Genomic DNA, 15877 nt, shown 5'->3' with positions numbered 1-15877 from the left:
TTCGGCCCTTCCAGGGATGCGCCATTCTAACAAGCGGTGTGAAGCTCCCGTGTGAGGAGGAGAAGTCACAAACCCTTGCATAATCTCAATTATTTGGGGAGTCTACAGAAAGGCTGGTGCTGCGAGAGAGGATTGAACTCTCGACCTCTCCATTACCAATGGAGTGCTCTACCACTGAGCTACCGCAGCAGGATCGTCTCCGGCAGTCCGGGCCTTTCGAGGGCTCGCCGATGCCGCGTCGTTCCGAAGCGGCGTCCTGATGCCACAAGCCCTGCGCAGACGCAACCTGTTAGGCGTCCTCCCGCGACAGAAGATCGAGGGTCCGGCCCTTGCATGCGCGATGAGGTCGGGCGCCCGGGCGGCCGGGACGCAACCTCAGTCCGGCAGGAGCAGGCGCCGGTCGATCCGGAACAGCCGGCCGTCGCCGATGAGATGGGCGCTGAGCCCCGACTGGAACAGGGGCATGAACGCCGCGTCGCGCACGTTCAGCCCGCCGGCATAGGCGCCCATTGCCGGCATGACGCAGCGCGTCGCCGAAAGCGCAAAGCAGCGCCGGCGCAGTGCCCGGCCGCGCATCCGCACCCTGGCCGCCGGATGCAGGTGCCCGGCGATCTCCGGCGCGCCGGCAGCGGAGGGCTCGTGCCGCAGGCTGACATCGCCAAGCGCGAGCCCGGCCAGCACCTCGCCGCCCATCGCCCGGCCGATGGCGGGGTCGTGGTTGCCGGTGATCCAGAGCCAGTCGCGGCCGCGCTGCAGGCCTTGCAGCATGTCGAGGCTGTGGCGGTCGAGCCGGGCTTGCGCACCGCTGTCATGGAAGCTGTCGCCGAGCGCGATCACCCGCGTTGGCTGGTAGCGCAGGATGGTGGCGCCGAGCAGCGCAAGCGTCGCGGCGGAATCATAGGGCGGCAGCAGGACGCCGCGCGCGGCATAGGCCGAGCCCTTCTCCAGATGCAGGTCGGCGACCACCAGCGTGCGCTCCTCCGGCAAATAGAGCGCGCCCGAGAGATCGGGCACCAGCGCCAGCCGGCCGAGCATGAAGGCTTCGGCCGCCCGGGCTTTCGAGCCATCTGCCGCCAGGTTCATGCCATCGCCTCTTCGAGCATCGCTGCTTCCGCCTCCGCCAGGATCTCGTCGGCCGCCTCGCCATGGATCGCTTCGCGGCCGATCTCCAGCATCACCGAGACCGAGAGCGGCGAGACATGATCCAGCGGCTGATGCACGATTCGCCCGCTGATCCGTGTCAGCATCTGACCGAGACGCCCGATGTCGAGCAAGCCGGTCGCGGCATCGGCGCGGGCGGCGCGTAAGAGCACATGGTCGGGCTGATGCCGCCGCAAGACATCGTAGACGAGGTCGGTCGAGATCGTCACCTGCCGGCCGCTCTTCTCCTGGCCGGGGAAGCGCCGCTCGATCAGCCCGCCGATCACGGCGCAGGCGCGGAAGGTGCGCTTCATCAGCGCCGATTCGGCCAGCCATTCCTCGAGATCGTCGCCGAGCATATCCTGCGCGAACAGCGCGTCGAGCGAAAGCGCCCCGCGGGCGATGGCGGCGGCCATGTCGCCGAGCGTCCAGACCGCGATGCCGTAATCATTGCAGACGAAGCCCAGCGGCTTGAGCCTTGCCCGCTCCAGCCGCCGCGTCAGCAGCATGCCGAGCGTCTGATGGGCGAGGCGGCCCTCGAACGGATAGGCGACGAGGTAGAAGCGCCCGGCGCGCGGAAAGCTCTCGACCAGCAATTCGCCGGGTTTGGGCAGGCGCGATCTCAGCCGCTGCGCGTGCAGCCAGGCCGAAACCTCCTCCGGCAGCTTCTCCCATTCCTTCGGCGAGGCGAGCATGGCGCGGACGCGCGCGGCGAGGAAGGTCGAGAGCGGGAACTTGCCGCCGGCATAGGAGGGGATCTTCGGGTCGGTGCCGGCGGCGGTGCGCGAACAGACCACCTCGTTCTCGGTGATGCCCTCGAAGCGCAGCACCTCTCCGGCGAAGATGAAGGTGTCGCCCGGCGTCATCGTCTCGGCGAAATATTCCTCGATCTCGCCGAGCACCCGCCCGCCACGCGTCAGGATCGTCCCGGGTGCCGAGCGTCCCGGCCGCGAGCGCCCGAGCCGGACCTTGAGCATGGTCGATTCGACGATGGTGCCGACATTCATCCGGTATTGCTGGATGGTGCGGGCATTGCTGGCCCGGTAGAGCCCGTCCTTGCCCTGCCTGAGCTTGGCGAAGCGTTCATAGGAGCGCAGCGCATAGCCGCCGGTGGCGACGAAATCGGCCACCGCGTCGAAATCGGCGCGCGCCAGCCCGGCATAGGGCGAGGCGCTGCGGACCTCCTCATAGAGCGCATCCGGCGAAAACCCGTCCGAGCAGGCGACGCCGAGCACATGCTGGGCGAGTACGTCGAGGGCGCCGAGGCGCGGCTCCGGTGTGTCCTGCGCCGCTTCCGCCACCGCCTCGAGCGCGGCCCGGCATTCCAGCAACTCGAAGCGGTTGGAGGGCACCAGCAGCGCCTGCGAGGGCTCGTCCATGCGGTGGTTGGAGCGGCCGATGCGCTGCATCAGCCGGCTTGCGCCCTTCGGCGCCCCGACATTGACGACGAGGTCGACATCGCCCCAGTCGATGCCGAGATCGAGCGTCGCGGTGCAGACCACGGCCTTCAGCCGCCCTGCCGCCATCGCCGCCTCGACCTTGCGGCGCTGGCCGACATCGAGCGAGCCGTGATGCAGCGCGATCGGCAGCGTCTCTTCATTGATGCTCCACAGCGCCTGGAACATGAACTCGGCCTGCATGCGGGTATTGACGAAGACCAGCGTCAGCTTGTGCGCGCGGATCGCCGCATAGATCTCACGCACGGCATGGCCGGTGGTGTGGCCGGCCAGTGGCAGGCGGCTGGCGGTGTGCAGGATGCCGATCTCAGCCTTCGCCCCGCCGCTGACGGTGACGAGACCCGACGGCGTGCCGGCGCCGCCGAGATAGGCCTGCAGGTCGGCCGGCTCGCGCACCGTCGCGGACAGGCCGACGGCGCTCATCTGCGGCGCCAGGCCGCGCAGGCGGGCGAGATCAAGCGAAAGCAGGTCGCCGCGCTTCGAGGTGACGAGCGCGTGCAACTCATCGAGCACGACGCGGCGCAGGTTCGCGAAGAAGCGGGCGGCGTCGCGATGCGAGACCAGCAAGGCGAGCTGTTCCGGCGTGGTCAGCAGGATGTCGGGCGGGCGCTCGATCTGGCGGGCGCGCTTGGCCGGCGAGGTGTCGCCGGTGCGGGTCTCGACCTTGACGGCAAGCCCCATCTCCTGGATCGGCGTCTCGAGATTGCGGGCGATGTCGACGGCGAGCGCCTTCAGCGGCGAGACATAGAGCGTGTGCAGGCCATCGCGCTCGCCCGTCCGCCCGGTCAGCTCGACCAGCGAGGGCAGGAAGCCGGCCAGCGTCTTGCCGGCGCCGGTCGGCGCGACCAGCAGGGTCGAGCGCCCGGCGCGGGCCTCCTCCAGCAAGGCGAGCTGATGGCCCCGGACGCTCCAGCCGCGGCTGGCGAACCAGGCGGCGAAGGCGGGCGGAAGGGGGGAGGGGGCGTCCATCTCGCCAGAGATAGGCCTTGCCGAACGAAATGGGAACATGCGGCGCATCGTTCCCGGGCCAAGCCCGGGATGACCGGGGTTCGGCAAGAAATCAGGGCGTTCTAAGTCCGGAGAAAGCTGACTGCTGCCCTTTTCGGGCCGGTGCCCGGTCCTATCTTGAGAGCGATGACACGAGCCAGACCCGGCAACCGGCCGCCTCTGCGGCCAGCGGAGCTGCTGATCCCGACGCCGGCCGGGCTCTACTGCCCGCTCGCCGACATTCATGTCGACCCCGTCCGGCCCGTGCCGCGGGCGCTGATCACCCATGGCCATTCCGACCATGCGCGCGCCGGCCATGGCGCCGTGCTGGCGACGCGCGAGACGCTGGCGATCATGGCGCTGCGCTATGGCGAAGACTTCGCCGGAACACGGCAGGAGGCGGTGCCGGGGCAGGCTGTCGGCATCGGCGAGGTCGATTTCCACTTCGTCCCGGCCGGCCATGTCCTCGGCTCGGCCCAGATCGTGGTCGAAGCCAGAGGCCTGCGCATCGTCGTCTCGGGCGATTACAAGCGCGAGCGCGATCCGACCTGCGCGCCCTTCGAGCCGGTCGCCTGCGACGTCTTCATCACCGAGGCGACCTTCGGCCTGCCGGTCTTCCGCCATCCCCCGGCGCATGCCGAGGTTGCCAAGCTATTGGACTCGGTCCGGCTCTTCCCGGAGCGGACCCATATCGTCGGCGCCTATTCGCTCGGCAAGGCGCAGCGCGTCATGGCCCTGATCCGCGAGGCCGGCCATGAGCGGCCGATCTACATCCATGGCGCGGTCGAGAAGCTGACCGAGTTCTATGCCTCGGAAGGCATCGCGCTCGGCGAGGTCCGCAAGGTCGTGACCGAAGAACGCAAGACGCTGGCTGGCGAGATCGTCATCTGCCCGCCGAGCGCCATCCAGGACCTCTGGTCGCGGCGCTTCCCCGATCCGGTCACCTCCTTCGCCTCGGGCTGGATGCGGGTGCGGGCGCGGGCTCGCCAGAAGGGCGTCGAGCTGCCTTTGATCATCTCCGACCATGCCGACTGGGACGACCTCCAGGCGACGATCCGCGAGGTCCAGGCCGGCGAGATCTGGGTCACCCATGGCGAGGCCGAGGCGCTGGTGCACTGGTGTGGAACGGTCGGCCTCAAGGCCATGCCGCTGCATCTCGTCGGCTATGGCGACGAGGGCGAGGCGGAAGCCGAACCGGCCCCGGCGGCGCCTGAGACCGCCCCGTCTGAGGTTCCGCCATGAACCGCTTCGCCTGGCTGCTCGACCGCCTCGCCTATGAGCCGCGCCGCAATGGCAAGCTCGCGCTGATCGCCGATTATCTGCGTTCGACGCCCGATCCGGATCGCGGCTTTGCGCTCGCGGCGATGACCGGCGGCCTCAGCTTCCGCAACGCCAAGCCGGGGCTGATCCGGACGCTGATCGCCGAGCGCACCGACCCGGTGCTGTTCGCGCTGTCCTATGACTATGTCGGCGATCTCTCGGAGACGGTCGCGCTGATGTGGCCGGCGCCGGAGGGCCCGCTTGGCTCAAGCTCGCCAGGGCAGCGAAGGGCGCGGGAGCCCTCCCCCCTGGTGGGGGAGGGTTGGGAGGGGGGCATCGAAGTCGCAGGACGGGTTGAGCCACGCACTACCGGCGTCGAGGGTGGCATACCCCCCTCTCTATCTCTCCCCCACAAGGGGGGAGAGAAGCGCCCTTCCTCGGATGTTTCGCAGCCCGGCCACAACCGCGCCCCGCTGACCCTTCCCGATGTCGTCGCCGGCCTGCGCAATTCCGGCAAGACCGAGCTGCCGCGCCTCATTGCCTCCTGGCTCGATGCGCTCGACGAGACCGGGCGCTGGGCGCTGCTCAAGCTGATCACCGGCTCGCTGCGCATCGGCGTCTCGGCGAGGCTCGCCAAGACGGCGGCGGCGAGCCTCGGCGGCATGGCGGCCGACGAGGTCGAGCATGTCTGGCACGGGCTGGAGCCGCCCTATGCCCCGCTCTTCGCCTGGCTCGAGGGCAGGGGCCCGCGGCCGGAGGCGACCGACCCGGCGCCGTTCCGCCCGGTGATGCTCTCGCACGCCATCGAGGACGGCGATTTCGAGAAGCTCGATCCGTTCGAATTCGCAGCCGAATGGAAATGGGACGGCATCCGCGTCCAGGCGGTCGCCGGCACGCAACCCGACGGCACCCGAGTCGCGCGGCTCTATTCGCGCACCGGCGAGGATATCGGCGCCGCCTTCCCCGATCTCACCGAGGCGATGACTGAGGACGGCGCGCTCGACGGCGAGTTGCTGGTGATGCGCGACGGTGTCGTCCAGAGCTTCAACACCCTGCAGCAGCGGCTCAACCGCAAGACGGTGACGACGAGGATGCTGGCCGAGTTCCCGGCCCATATCCGGGCCTATGACCTGCTCGCCGATGACGGGGAGGATCTGCGCGAACTGCCGCTGACGCAGCGCCGCGCCAGGCTCGAAGGCTTTCTCGGCCGGCTCGACGCGGCGCGGTTCGATCTCTCGCCGCAGATCCCGTTCGCGAACTGGGACGAGCTGACCGCCGCCCGCGCCGATCCGGCCTCGGCCGGGGCGGGAGGCGATGCCGAAGCGGTCGAGGGCTGCATGCTGAAGCGCCTCGATTCGCCCTATCTGCCGGGCCGGCCGAAGGGCTACTGGTACAAGTGGAAGCGCGATGCGCGGCTGGTCGACTGCGTGCTGATGTATGCCCAGCGCGGCCATGGCAAGCGCTCCTCCTTCTATTCCGACTACACTTTCGGCGTCTGGCGGGTGGGTGAGACGGGCGCGGACGAACTCGTCCCTGTGGGAAAAGCCTATTTCGGCTTCACCGACGAGGAACTGCTCGAGATCGACCGCTATGTCCGCAAGCACACCCTGAACCGCTTCGGCCCGGTCAGGGAGGTGGCGCATACGCCGGCGAGCGGGCTGGTCTTCGAGGTGGCCTTCGAAGGCTTGCAGCGCTCGACACGGCACAAATCCGGCGTCGCCATGCGCTTTCCCCGCATCAGTCGCATCCGCTGGGACAAGCCGCCCTCCGAGGCCGACCGGATCGAGGCGCTGGAGGCGCTGCTGCCGGTGGCAGGCTGAAGCGCGACGGGCGTGGGAAATCACGGACCCGGGCGTTCTCTATTCATAGTTTAGAGGCGGATTCACCGATCAGGTTGATCCAACCTGATCGGATCCGGCTCTATTGGGCATTGACAGCACGGGAGCCGGGGCGCTTCAAATTTTAGGGGCGCATTCGCGCTCCGGCCGGGGGGCGGCGCTGGAGAGGGCTATGACGGGGCATCCGACTCGGATCGTGATCGCGGACGATCACCCGCTGTTCCGCGGCGCCTTGCGCCAGGCGGTCTCGCACGCTCTGACGGGCGCGGAAGTCAGCGAGGTCGGCTCGCTCGAGGCGCTCGGCCAGGCCCTGGCCGAGACCGCCGATCTCGACCTGATCCTGCTCGACCTGACCATGCCCGGCGTCCAGGGCTTCTCCGGGCTGCTTTTCCTGCGCGCGGCCCATCCCGAGATCCCGGTCATCGTCGTCTCCGCCAATGACGAGCCGGCGGTGATCCGCCGCTGCATCGAGTTCGGCGCGCTCGGCTTCCTGCCGAAGACGGCCGAGGTGGCGCAGATGGGCGAGGCGATCCGCGCCGTGCTCGCCGGCGGCGTCTGGACCCCGCCGGGCGTCGATCTGACCGCCCCGGTCGACCACGAGACCGCCGACATGGTCCGGCGGCTGGCGACGCTGACGCCGCAGCAGGTGCGCGTGCTGATGATGTTGTCGGAAGGATTGCTCAACAAGCAGATCGCCTATGAGCTCGGCGTCTCCGAGGCGACGGTCAAGGCGCATGTCTCGGCGATCCTGACCAAGCTCGACGTCGACAGCCGCACCCAGGCGGTGATCGCCGCCGCGAAGATCGCCGGCGCCGGCTGGGCCGCGGCCGGGGCCTCCGCCACGAGCTGACGCGGCGACGCGCTGACGCGGGCGCTTGCCGGCGCGCCGCGCTGCGGTTACCTGCAGGAGCAGGAGAGGCGCCGTTCAGGCCCGGTTCAACCGGCCAATGGCTGTTCTCGCTATTGTTTCGCAAGGGGGATTTCGCATGGCCAACGGCGGCGGCATCGAACGCTTTCTCGGCGGTTCCGTTCTCAGCGTCCTCGTGCGCCTGCTCTTCATCTCGCTGCTGGTCGGCGCGGCGATGGCCTTCCTCGGCCTGTCGCCGGTGTCGCTCTATGAGAGTGTCCTGCGTTTCGTGCGCTCGCTCGGCAATCTCGGCTTCGGCGCGGTGCGCGAGGTCGGCGCCTGGGCCATCGCCGGCGCGCTGATCGTCGTGCCGCTCTGGCTGATCAGCCGGCTGTTCGCCTCGCGGCGGTAGGGCAGCTCCTGCCGGGCTGCGCCGGCAGCCGGTGGCGGCCACCCGGAGACCTTGCGGCCTCCAGGCGATCGCCACCGCTCAGGGCATGACGACGAGCTTTGCCGTCATGCCGGGGTGGAAGCGGCAGATGACGTCGAAGGAGCCCGCCTTGGTCAGCACTCCGCGGCCTTCGGCATTCGCCGGCAGATCGACATCGAAGGTTTTGTCGCGTGCCGTCGCCGTGTGCCGGACGGGGTCGCGATTGGTCCATATGATGGTATCGCCGACCCTGGCCCCGCTCGGCATCGGGCTGAACCTCATCTTGTCGATCAGGACCGCATGGGTCCGTGCTTCGGCCCGGGCTGGCCGGGCGAGGGCGGCCATGGTGCCGCCCATGGCCAACAGCGCAGCGCGCCTCGTGAGATGGGGCATGATCACTTCACCGTCTGCGCCAGATGCTCGGCATGGGTCTGATGCGCCGTGAACAGCGCCAGCCCGGTTTCGAGCAGGGCCTTCAGCTCGCTATTGCGCGCGCTCGGGATCAGCGCGCCGCTCAAAGCCTGGTTGACCGTGCGGTGATAGGCGATCTCGTTGGCGACATAGGCGCGGTCGAAGGCCGCTCCGGAAAGCTTCTTGAGGCGCTTCTCGGTCTGCTTCGCCTGCTTGGTGAGGCTTGCGCTCGTGCCGTTCGCCTCGGGCTTCACATTGAGGCGCTTGACCAGGGCAAGGGCCTTGTCGTTGACCGCGGCATGGTCGCGCGCCATCAGCTCGGCGAAGGCCCGAACCTCGGCGTTCCTGGTTTTCGCCAGCGCCAGCTTGGCGGCGTCGACATCGATCTGCCCCGCCGTATAGGCGACATGGGCGATCTGCGGATCGCCGAGCTTCGCGTCGTGAGCGAAGGCCGTGGTCGCCGACATCGCCAGGGCGGCGGCGAGAATGAGCAGTCTGGACATGGTGTGACTCCGTGACTTGCGGGGGCGCTCGATCGGCCCCCGGCATGTCATTCGATGGCGCAGGAGGGCAGAGGTTCCCGCAGCCCTGCGGTCACGGCTTGAGCGCATCCAGCACCTCGCGGCGCGCCGCCGGGTCGCTGTAGAGCCCGCGGAAGGCGCGGGTGACGAGGGCGCTGCCATGCTTTCGCACGCCGCGCGAGGACATGCAGTCATGGCTCGCCTCCAGCACGACGGCGACGCCGCGCGGTTCGAGCTCGGCCTCGATCGCATCGGCGATCTCGGCCGTCAGGCGTTCCTGGATCTGGAGGCGGTGGGCAAAGGCGTCGACCAGCCGGGCGAGCTTGGAAATGCCGACGACGCGTTCGCGCGGCAGGTAGGCGATGTGCGCGACCCCGCGGATCGCCGCCATATGGTGCTCGCAGACCGATTCCAGCGGAATATCGCGCAGCAGCACGAGATCGTCATAGCCGGCGGTTTCGCCGAAGGTCCGTTTCAGGATCTCGGCTGGCTGCCGGGCATAGCCGGAAAACCATTCCTCATAGGCGCGCACCACCCGCGTCGGCGTTTCGAGCAGGCCTTCGCGCGCCGGATCGTCGCCAGCCCACGAGATCAGGGTCCGCACTGCCGCCTCGGCTTCGGCCCGCGTGGCGCGCTCCCTCGGCAAGGCCAGCCGGCGAGGGCAGCCGCATTCCTCCTCAGAGGGGGGAACGGGTGATAGAAGGGATCGAACGGACATGCCGGGCTCCTCTGCGTGGTCGACGACCTCCGTTCGATGCGCTGGAGCGGCAGAAGTTCCCGGCCGGGATGAAAGCCGGGAACCTTTGCGCGGCTCGGGCATCCAATCGCCGTTTGCGGGAGAACGGCCCCATGGTTGAACCTCACAGGGAAATGGCTCTCGCCTGCGAGGCGATGAGCGAGGCGGAGCTGATCGCCCGGGCGCGCCGGCGCGAGCGTGGCGCCTTCCGCGTCATCATGCAGCGGCACAACCAGCGGCTGTTCCGGGTGGCGCGCGGCATCATCGTCGACGATGCAGAGGCGGAAGACATCCTCCAGGAAAGCTATGTCCGGGCCTTTGCGGCGCTCGAGGCTTTCCGGGGCGAATCCAGCCTGCTCACCTGGCTGACCCGGATCGTCATCAACGAGGCGCGTGGCCGGCTGCGGCAAAGGCGGCGCGCCACGGTGGACCTCGACCAGGTCGAGACGGCGCAGATTGCGGGCGCGCTCGTGGTCGCCTTTCCCGGAGGACAAGCGATGGACGATCCGGAAGCCGCATTTGCCCGCTCGCAGATCCGCCTTTTGATCGAACGGGCGATCGACGATCTGCCCGAGCCGTTCCGGCTGGTCTTCATTCTGCGCGAGGTCCAGGAGTGCTCGGTCGAGGAGACGGCCGACCTGACCGGGATTCGTCCGGAGACCGTCAAGACGCGCCTCCATCGCGCGCGCCGCCTGCTGCGCCTTGCCCTGAACGAGACGCTGGCCTCGACCATGCACGAGACCTTCCCGTTCCTCGGCCGACGCTGCGAAAGGATCACCGCCGCCGTCCTCGACCGGCTCGCGCCGATCCATGGCTGGGAACCGGGTGAGCAATAGGAGCCTGGAACGCGCCTCCGGCGTTCGCCGCGCCCTTCAGATCGTCTCGCCGCGCGCAATCGCCGCCGCATCGCGCCCGACCAGCGCGTCGAGCCGCGGCAATCCGGCCTTGCGCACCTCGGTGGCCAGGCCCCGCTTGACCTCGCCGATCAGGCCCGGCCCCTTGAACACCATCGCCGAGTAGAACTGCACCAGGCTCGCCCCGGCGCGGATCTTGGCGAAGGCGGTCTGCGCCGAATCGATGCCGCCGACGCCGACGAGCGGGAAGCGCCCCTCGACGCGCAGAAAGGTTTCCGCCAGCATCCGAGTCGAGGGCGCAAAGAGCGGCTTGCCCGAGAGCCCACCGGTCTCGGCTTTTGCCGCGCCGCGCAGCGAGGCCGGCCGCGCCACCGTGGTGTTGGAGACGATCATGCCGTCGATGCCGCGCTTCAGCGCAACGGCGACCATGCCGTCGAGCTCCGGCAGGGTAAGATCGGGCGCGATCTTCAGCAGGATCGGGGTCGTCGCCCCCTCCGCCCCCGCCTCGTCGCGCGCCGCCAGCACGCGGGCGATCAGCTCGTCGAGCGCGCTCTCGGCCTGCAGGTCGCGCAGGCCCGGCGTGTTGGGCGAGGAGACGTTGACGGTCAGGAAATCGGCCAGCGATGCCAGCTTGCGCGTCAGCGTCGCGTAATCGGCGCTGCGGTCGGCCGAATCCTTGTTGGCGCCGAGATTGACGCCGACCAGGCCTCCACGGCGCCGGCGGGCGGAAAGCCTTGCAGCGACCGCCTCCATGCCCTCGCTGTTCAGCCCGTAGCGGTTGATCACCGCCGCATCCTCCGGCAGGCGGAAGACGCGCGGGCGGGCATTGCCCGGCTGCGGTAGCGGAGTCACCCCGCCGACCTCGACGAAACCGAAGCCGAGCCCGAGCGCGCCGTCGATCGCCTCGGCATGCTTGTCGAAACCGGCGGCTAGCCCGACCGGGTTGGGAAAGCGCAGGCCGAAGGCTTCGACCGCGAGTGCCGGATCGTCGGCGGCCGGCCGCCAGGGCGGGGCGGCCGCCAGCGCCGCGATGGTGAGCCGGTGCGCCGTCTCGGCGTCGAGCTTGTGGATCAGCGGCCGGGCGAGGCCGAACAGCGTGCCGATCACAGGACATCCTCCGGGAAACGATGCCCCTGCGGGCTGAGCGGCAGGGGGGCGATCCAGCGGACCTGCCTGGGATCGAGACCGGCATGGAGATGCGGGAACAGGGCCCCGCCGCGCGAGGGCTCGTAGCGCAGCCGCTCGCCGAGCTTTTCCGGGTCGACGGCGATCAGCAGCAGCCCGGCCTGCCCGGCAAAATGCCTTGCCGCGGTCTCGCGCGCCTGCGCTCCGGTCGAGAAATGGATGTAGCCATCGGCGAGGTCGACGGCGGCACCGGCGAAGATGCCGGCGGCCTCGGCTTCGCGCCAGAGGCTTTCGGGGCAGATCTTGTAGATCAGCGGCGGGGAGGTGAGCGGCATGGCTGCCGGCATATCGCCAGAGCCGGTGCGGCAAAAGCCCAAACCGTCCTGCCGGGGAAAATAGCCCCGGCGATTCCGGCCGGCGCGGATTTTTTCGCGCCGGCCGCTTTCTGTCCAGGCAGCGCGCCGGAGCGCGGCGAGGTGGTGTTCTGGCGGAAATCATCACAAAAATCGGATTGAAATCTCATAAGATAGGGGATATTTCCTATAGTAACCCCCGCAAGCCCGTCGGACCGTCAGGAAAGAGGCCTCCGCGATGCTGTCCCATGACCAGATCTGGAGCGCGATCGACACGCTCGCCCAGCGCTATGGCCTGACCCCGTCGGGTCTCGCGCGCAAGGCCGGGCTCGATGCCACCACCTTCAACCGCTCCAAGCGCGTCGGCGCCGACGGGCGCGAGCGCTGGCCCTCGACCGAATCGATCGCCAAGATCCTCGCCGCCACCGGCGCCTCCTTCGACCAGTTCATGAATGCGGTGCGGCGCGGCGCGGCGCCGATCCACACCATCCCGCTGATCGGCTTCGCCCAGGCCGGGTCCGGCGGTTTCTTCGACGATGGCGGCTTCCCCGTCGGCACAGGCTGGGACGAGGTCGCCTTTCCCGGCGTGCCGGACGAGAAGGCCTATGCGCTGGAGATCGCCGGCGATTCGATGCTGCCGCTCTATCGCGACGGCGACACCATCATCGTCTCGCCGGCGGCCGCGGTCCGGCGCGGCGACCGGGTCGTGGTCAAGACCGTCGATGGCGAGGTGCTGGCCAAGCAGCTCAAGCGCCAGACGGCCAAGACGGTCGAGCTCGCCTCGCTCAATCCCGAGCACCCCGAGCGGGTGCTGGCGCTGGCCGAGATCGCCTTCATGGCGCGGGTGATCTGGGCGAGCCAGTAGGGGGTGTCGTTGGCGGCGCTCAGGCCGCGGCGCGGCGGCCGGGCAGCGTCACCTTGAACACGGCGCCGATCTCGGACGCTTCGAGATGGATCATGCCGCCATGCAGCCTGACCAGCTCGGCGGCGATGGCGAGGCCGAGCCCGGTGCCGCCCGGCGTCACCGAGCCGCGGAAGGCCTGGAACAGGTTCTGGCGGGCGCGCGCCGGCACGCCCGGCCCGTTATCGGCGACGCGTAGCACCAGGTCGTCGCCCTCGAGGCCGCCGCTGATGGTCAGCATCGGCGCCCGGCCGTTCTCCTCCGCGGCGGCGTCGTCCAGCGCCCGGATCGCATTGCGCATCAGGTTGGAGAGCACGCGCGCCATCTGGTCGGGGTCGACGCTGGCGATGAGCCCGGGCGGCACCTCGTTGGCGAAGCCGACGGCGCCGTTCTCGCTCAGGCCGAGCAGCTCGGCCTGCTCGGCGACGAGCCGGCGCAGCACCACCTCGCGCAGGCTCGGCGTCGCCTCGGCGGCCCGCCCATAGGCCAGCGTCGCCTGGCAGAACTCGATCGCCCGGTCGAGCGTCGCGATCAGCCGCGGCGCGAAGCTGCGGATCTTGGCGTCGCGGGTTTCGGTCAGCCGGTCGGACATGAGCTGCGCCGCCGCCAGCATGTTGCGCAGATCATGGTTGATCTTGCTGACCGCGAGCCCGAGTTCGGCGAGGTGCTTCTTGGCGCGCAGGTCGCTGGCCAGGGTCGCCTGCATGCGCGCCAGCGCCCGCTCCGCCTCGCCGACCTCGTCGGCCCGGCTCGACGGCGTGATGATCCGGTAGGGGTTCTCCGGGTCGTTCTCGAATTCCATGACATTGGCGGCGAGATGCCGGATCGGCGTCACGATCAGCCAGTTCAGCGCAAAATAGACCACCCCGGCGCTCAGCGCCGAGATCAGCAGCGAGATCAGCAGCAGGTTGCCCGAGAACTTCAGCATCGCTCGCCGCAACGGTGCCTCGTCGATCACCAGCTCGACGAAGTCGGCGGCGCCGACGGCCTGGCCGACCACCCGGATCGGCATCCGGTAGGCTGGCCGAAACAGCATCGACACCGCTTCCCTGATCGATTGCAGCCAGCCCTGGGTGCGCAGGTCGATCGTCTGCGCCACCTCCGGCGGCATGGCGTCGATGCTCAGCAGGCGGCGCGCGCCGCCGACCCGGGCCGCGATCGCCCGCGCCCCGACGCCGGCGAGCAGGCGCTCCTCGCTGCCCTCCGGCAGCCCGTCATTCGGCGCGCCCTCGAGCACGAGCACGGCGATCTGCGCCGCCGCCAGCCGGTCGTTCAGCCAGTTGCGCCGGAAGTTCGCCACCGACGGCAGATAGACCAGCATCTCCGCCAGCATGACGAAGAGCGTGGTCAGGATCAGCAGCTTGGCCGACAGGCCAAGGCGCGTCAGCCCGCGCGGCTGGCTGATCGACAAGCTGTTGGGATCGAAGTCGTTCTTCGCCATGAAGCGCAGTCTACCCGAAGCGCCGCAGGAAGCCGATGAGCCGGCGAATGCCGGGCCTGGACGCCAGCGGCGCATGGACGGAGAGCGCCGCACGCTGCGAGATCTCCGACAGGCTGGGCGCGGGCAGGACCAGCCCGGCCACGTCCTTGACGCCGAGCCGCTTCTGCACCGCCAGGCACCAGAGCCCGATCAGCTCGCCGGCCTGCGCGCCGACGATGGTGACGCCGAGAATGCGGCCCTTCCGGTCGGTCACCAGCTTGATCAGCCCTTCGCTGCGGCACTCGGCCTGGGCCCGCTCGTTCTCGGCATAGGGCCAGCGCAGCACGCGGATCGCGCCCTGCTTGCGAGCCTCGGCCTCCGACAGGCCGAGGCTCGCCACCTCGGGCCGGCTCAGGGTCAGGCGCGGCATCGCCCGCGTCGCGACGTTGACCGGCAGGCGAAACAGGGCGTTGCGCACCACCAGCGCGGCATGGTGCTCCGCGGCATGGCTGGAGGGCGGGCTCCCGGCGGCGCAAGCGCCGATGGCGAAGATCCGGCGGTTGGGCGTGCGCAGCCCCTTGTCGACAACGATGCCGTTCTCGTCGCTACGGATGCCGGCGAGGTCGAGATCGAGGCCGTCGAGATTGGGCGTGCGCCCGCTCGCGACCAGGAGATGCGTGCCCTCGACCGTGGTTTCGGCGCCGCCTGCCTGCGGCAAGAGCACCAGCCGAGGCCGATGGCGCGAGGCCTCCGCCCGCAGGACGCCGGCGCCTTCGTGCAATTCGATGCCGTCGCGCAGCAGGGCGCGCCGGACGAGGCCGGCGGCCTCCGGATCCTCCGCCGGCAGCAGGCCGTCGCTCAGGATGAGGACGACCTCGCTGCCGAGCCGGCGTATCGCCTGGGCGATCTCGACGCCGGCCGGCTCGCCACCGAGGACGAGGAGGCGCTCCGGCCGGCGCGCCAGGGCGGCGACCGTCTCGCTGGTCAGATAGGGCAGGGCGGCGAGGCCGGGGATCGGCGGCAGGGCGGGTCGCGAGCCGGTCGCGACGACGAAGCGCCGGGCCCTGACCGTGCGCCCATCGACCGCGAGCGTATGGCGATTGAGGAAATGCGCCTTGCCCGGGAGCAGGGCGATGCCGAGCGCGGCGAGGCGCTCCTTCGAGCCATTGGGGGCAAGGGCGGCGGCGACATGACCGGCGTGATCGCGCAATTGCGCCGGATCGACCTGTGGCTCGCCGGCAAAAATGCCGAAGCGCTGCGCCTCGCGGACCGCCTGCGCCTTCTCGGCGGCGGCGACGAGGGCGATGGCCGGGGCGGGGCCGGTTCCGGCCCTGTCCGAGCCGGCCGCCGGCGCGGGCTCGACCAGCACGACCGAAACGCCGAACAGCGCTGCCGTGGTCGCGACCGCGAGCGCGCCGTGCCCGGTGCCGATGACGCAGATGTCGGGCGTCAGCGGCGCGGGGCTGGCCAATGCGCTGGCGGTATCGGTCACGCCGCTTCTCCGGACTCGTTTCCCTGCTCCTGCTGATGCGTCGCCGGGCCAGCGGAATCAAGGCCGTAGCTCTGCCGTTGCGCTGGAAACCTTCGTTTCCGGCGG

The 15877-nt window shown here is 69.7% G+C and carries 15 protein-coding genes and 1 tRNA gene; 6 read left to right on the top strand and 10 right to left on the bottom strand.

Annotated elements, in window-relative coordinates; genetic code table 11:
* Positions 1-114: 114 nt before the first annotated feature.
* The 3 genes from V6M56_RS11125 to V6M56_RS11115 form a co-directional block, all read right to left on the bottom strand.
* Positions 115-189 (bottom strand) — tRNA-Thr (locus tag V6M56_RS11125).
* Between the two features lie 186 nt (positions 190-375).
* Complete coding sequence (gene pdeM, locus V6M56_RS11120; RefSeq protein WP_332683664.1) at positions 376-1083, bottom strand: ligase-associated DNA damage response endonuclease PdeM; 708 nt, start codon at positions 1081-1083, stop codon at positions 376-378.
* Positions 1080-3566, bottom strand: coding sequence for a ligase-associated DNA damage response DEXH box helicase (locus tag V6M56_RS11115; protein ID WP_332683662.1), 2487 nt, complete (start codon positions 3564-3566; stop codon positions 1080-1082). The genes pdeM and V6M56_RS11115 overlap by 4 nt, the downstream gene beginning before the upstream one ends.
* A 165-nt stretch (positions 3567-3731) precedes the next feature.
* Here V6M56_RS11115 and V6M56_RS11110 point away from each other — a divergent pair, with 165 nt between their 5' ends.
* The 4 genes from V6M56_RS11110 (at position 3732) to V6M56_RS11095 (ending at position 7941) form a co-directional block, all read left to right on the top strand.
* On the top strand, positions 3732-4826 hold the full coding sequence (locus V6M56_RS11110; protein ID WP_332683661.1) for a ligase-associated DNA damage response exonuclease: 1095 nt from the start codon (positions 3732-3734) through the stop codon (positions 4824-4826).
* Positions 4823-6664 carry a cisplatin damage response ATP-dependent DNA ligase gene (locus V6M56_RS11105; protein WP_332683659.1) on the top strand — a complete coding sequence of 614 codons (1842 nt, stop codon included), beginning with the start codon at positions 4823-4825 and terminating at the stop codon, positions 6662-6664. Before V6M56_RS11110 ends, V6M56_RS11105 begins: the two co-directional genes overlap by 4 nt.
* A 190-nt stretch (positions 6665-6854) precedes the next feature.
* Positions 6855-7532, top strand: a complete 678-nt coding sequence (locus V6M56_RS11100; RefSeq protein WP_332683657.1) for a response regulator transcription factor — start codon at positions 6855-6857, stop codon at positions 7530-7532.
* Positions 7533-7668: 136 nt separating this feature from the next.
* Positions 7669-7941, top strand: a complete 273-nt coding sequence (locus V6M56_RS11095; RefSeq protein ID WP_332683656.1) for a DUF6460 domain-containing protein — start codon at positions 7669-7671, stop codon at positions 7939-7941.
* Between the two features lie 78 nt (positions 7942-8019).
* On the opposite strand, the gene V6M56_RS11090 is transcribed toward V6M56_RS11095, so the two are convergent.
* The 3 genes from V6M56_RS11090 to folE form a co-directional block, all read right to left on the bottom strand.
* Positions 8020-8352, bottom strand: coding sequence for a cupredoxin domain-containing protein (locus tag V6M56_RS11090; protein WP_332683654.1), 333 nt, complete (start codon positions 8350-8352; stop codon positions 8020-8022).
* 2 nt (positions 8353-8354) lie between these two features.
* Positions 8355-8873, bottom strand: coding sequence for a DUF4142 domain-containing protein (locus V6M56_RS11085; RefSeq protein ID WP_332683653.1), 519 nt, complete (start codon positions 8871-8873; stop codon positions 8355-8357).
* Between the two features lie 91 nt (positions 8874-8964).
* Positions 8965-9609 (bottom strand): GTP cyclohydrolase I FolE, encoded by a 645-nt coding sequence (folE, locus tag V6M56_RS11080; protein ID WP_332683652.1) that lies wholly within the window; start codon positions 9607-9609, stop codon positions 8965-8967.
* Between the two features lie 131 nt (positions 9610-9740).
* Here folE and V6M56_RS11075 point away from each other — a divergent pair, with 131 nt between their 5' ends.
* Positions 9741-10463, top strand: coding sequence for an RNA polymerase sigma factor (locus tag V6M56_RS11075; RefSeq protein WP_332683651.1), 723 nt, complete (start codon positions 9741-9743; stop codon positions 10461-10463).
* A 36-nt stretch (positions 10464-10499) separates the two neighbouring features.
* Here the strand turns inward: V6M56_RS11075 and V6M56_RS11070 are convergent, their stop codons facing one another.
* Together V6M56_RS11070 and V6M56_RS11065 are read right to left on the bottom strand one after the other, a co-directional pair.
* Positions 10500-11588, bottom strand: a complete 1089-nt coding sequence (locus V6M56_RS11070; protein WP_332683649.1) for a quinone-dependent dihydroorotate dehydrogenase — start codon at positions 11586-11588, stop codon at positions 10500-10502.
* Positions 11585-11941, bottom strand: coding sequence for a DUF952 domain-containing protein (locus tag V6M56_RS11065; protein WP_332683648.1), 357 nt, complete (start codon positions 11939-11941; stop codon positions 11585-11587). Before V6M56_RS11065 ends, V6M56_RS11070 begins: the two co-directional genes overlap by 4 nt.
* Before the next feature lie 256 nt (positions 11942-12197).
* Here V6M56_RS11065 and V6M56_RS11060 point away from each other — a divergent pair, with 256 nt between their 5' ends.
* A complete protein-coding gene (locus V6M56_RS11060; protein ID WP_332683646.1) occupies positions 12198-12824 on the top strand; it encodes a S24 family peptidase in 627 nt (208 codons plus the stop codon).
* Between the two features lie 19 nt (positions 12825-12843).
* Here V6M56_RS11060 and V6M56_RS11055 read toward each other — a convergent pair whose 3' ends face one another.
* Complete coding sequence (locus V6M56_RS11055; protein ID WP_332683645.1) at positions 12844-14301, bottom strand: sensor histidine kinase; 1458 nt, start codon at positions 14299-14301, stop codon at positions 12844-12846.
* 10 nt (positions 14302-14311) lie between these two features.
* Positions 14312-15772 carry a dihydrolipoyl dehydrogenase family protein gene (locus V6M56_RS11050; RefSeq protein ID WP_332683644.1) on the bottom strand — a complete coding sequence of 487 codons (1461 nt, stop codon included), beginning with the start codon at positions 15770-15772 and terminating at the stop codon, positions 14312-14314.
* Positions 15773-15877: the final 105 nt, after the last annotated feature.

The organism is Allobosea sp., assembly GCF_036675845.1.
Classification (GTDB): Bacteria; Pseudomonadota; Alphaproteobacteria; order Rhizobiales; family Beijerinckiaceae; genus Allobosea.
This window is presented reverse-complemented; position numbering and strand designations above follow the sequence as displayed.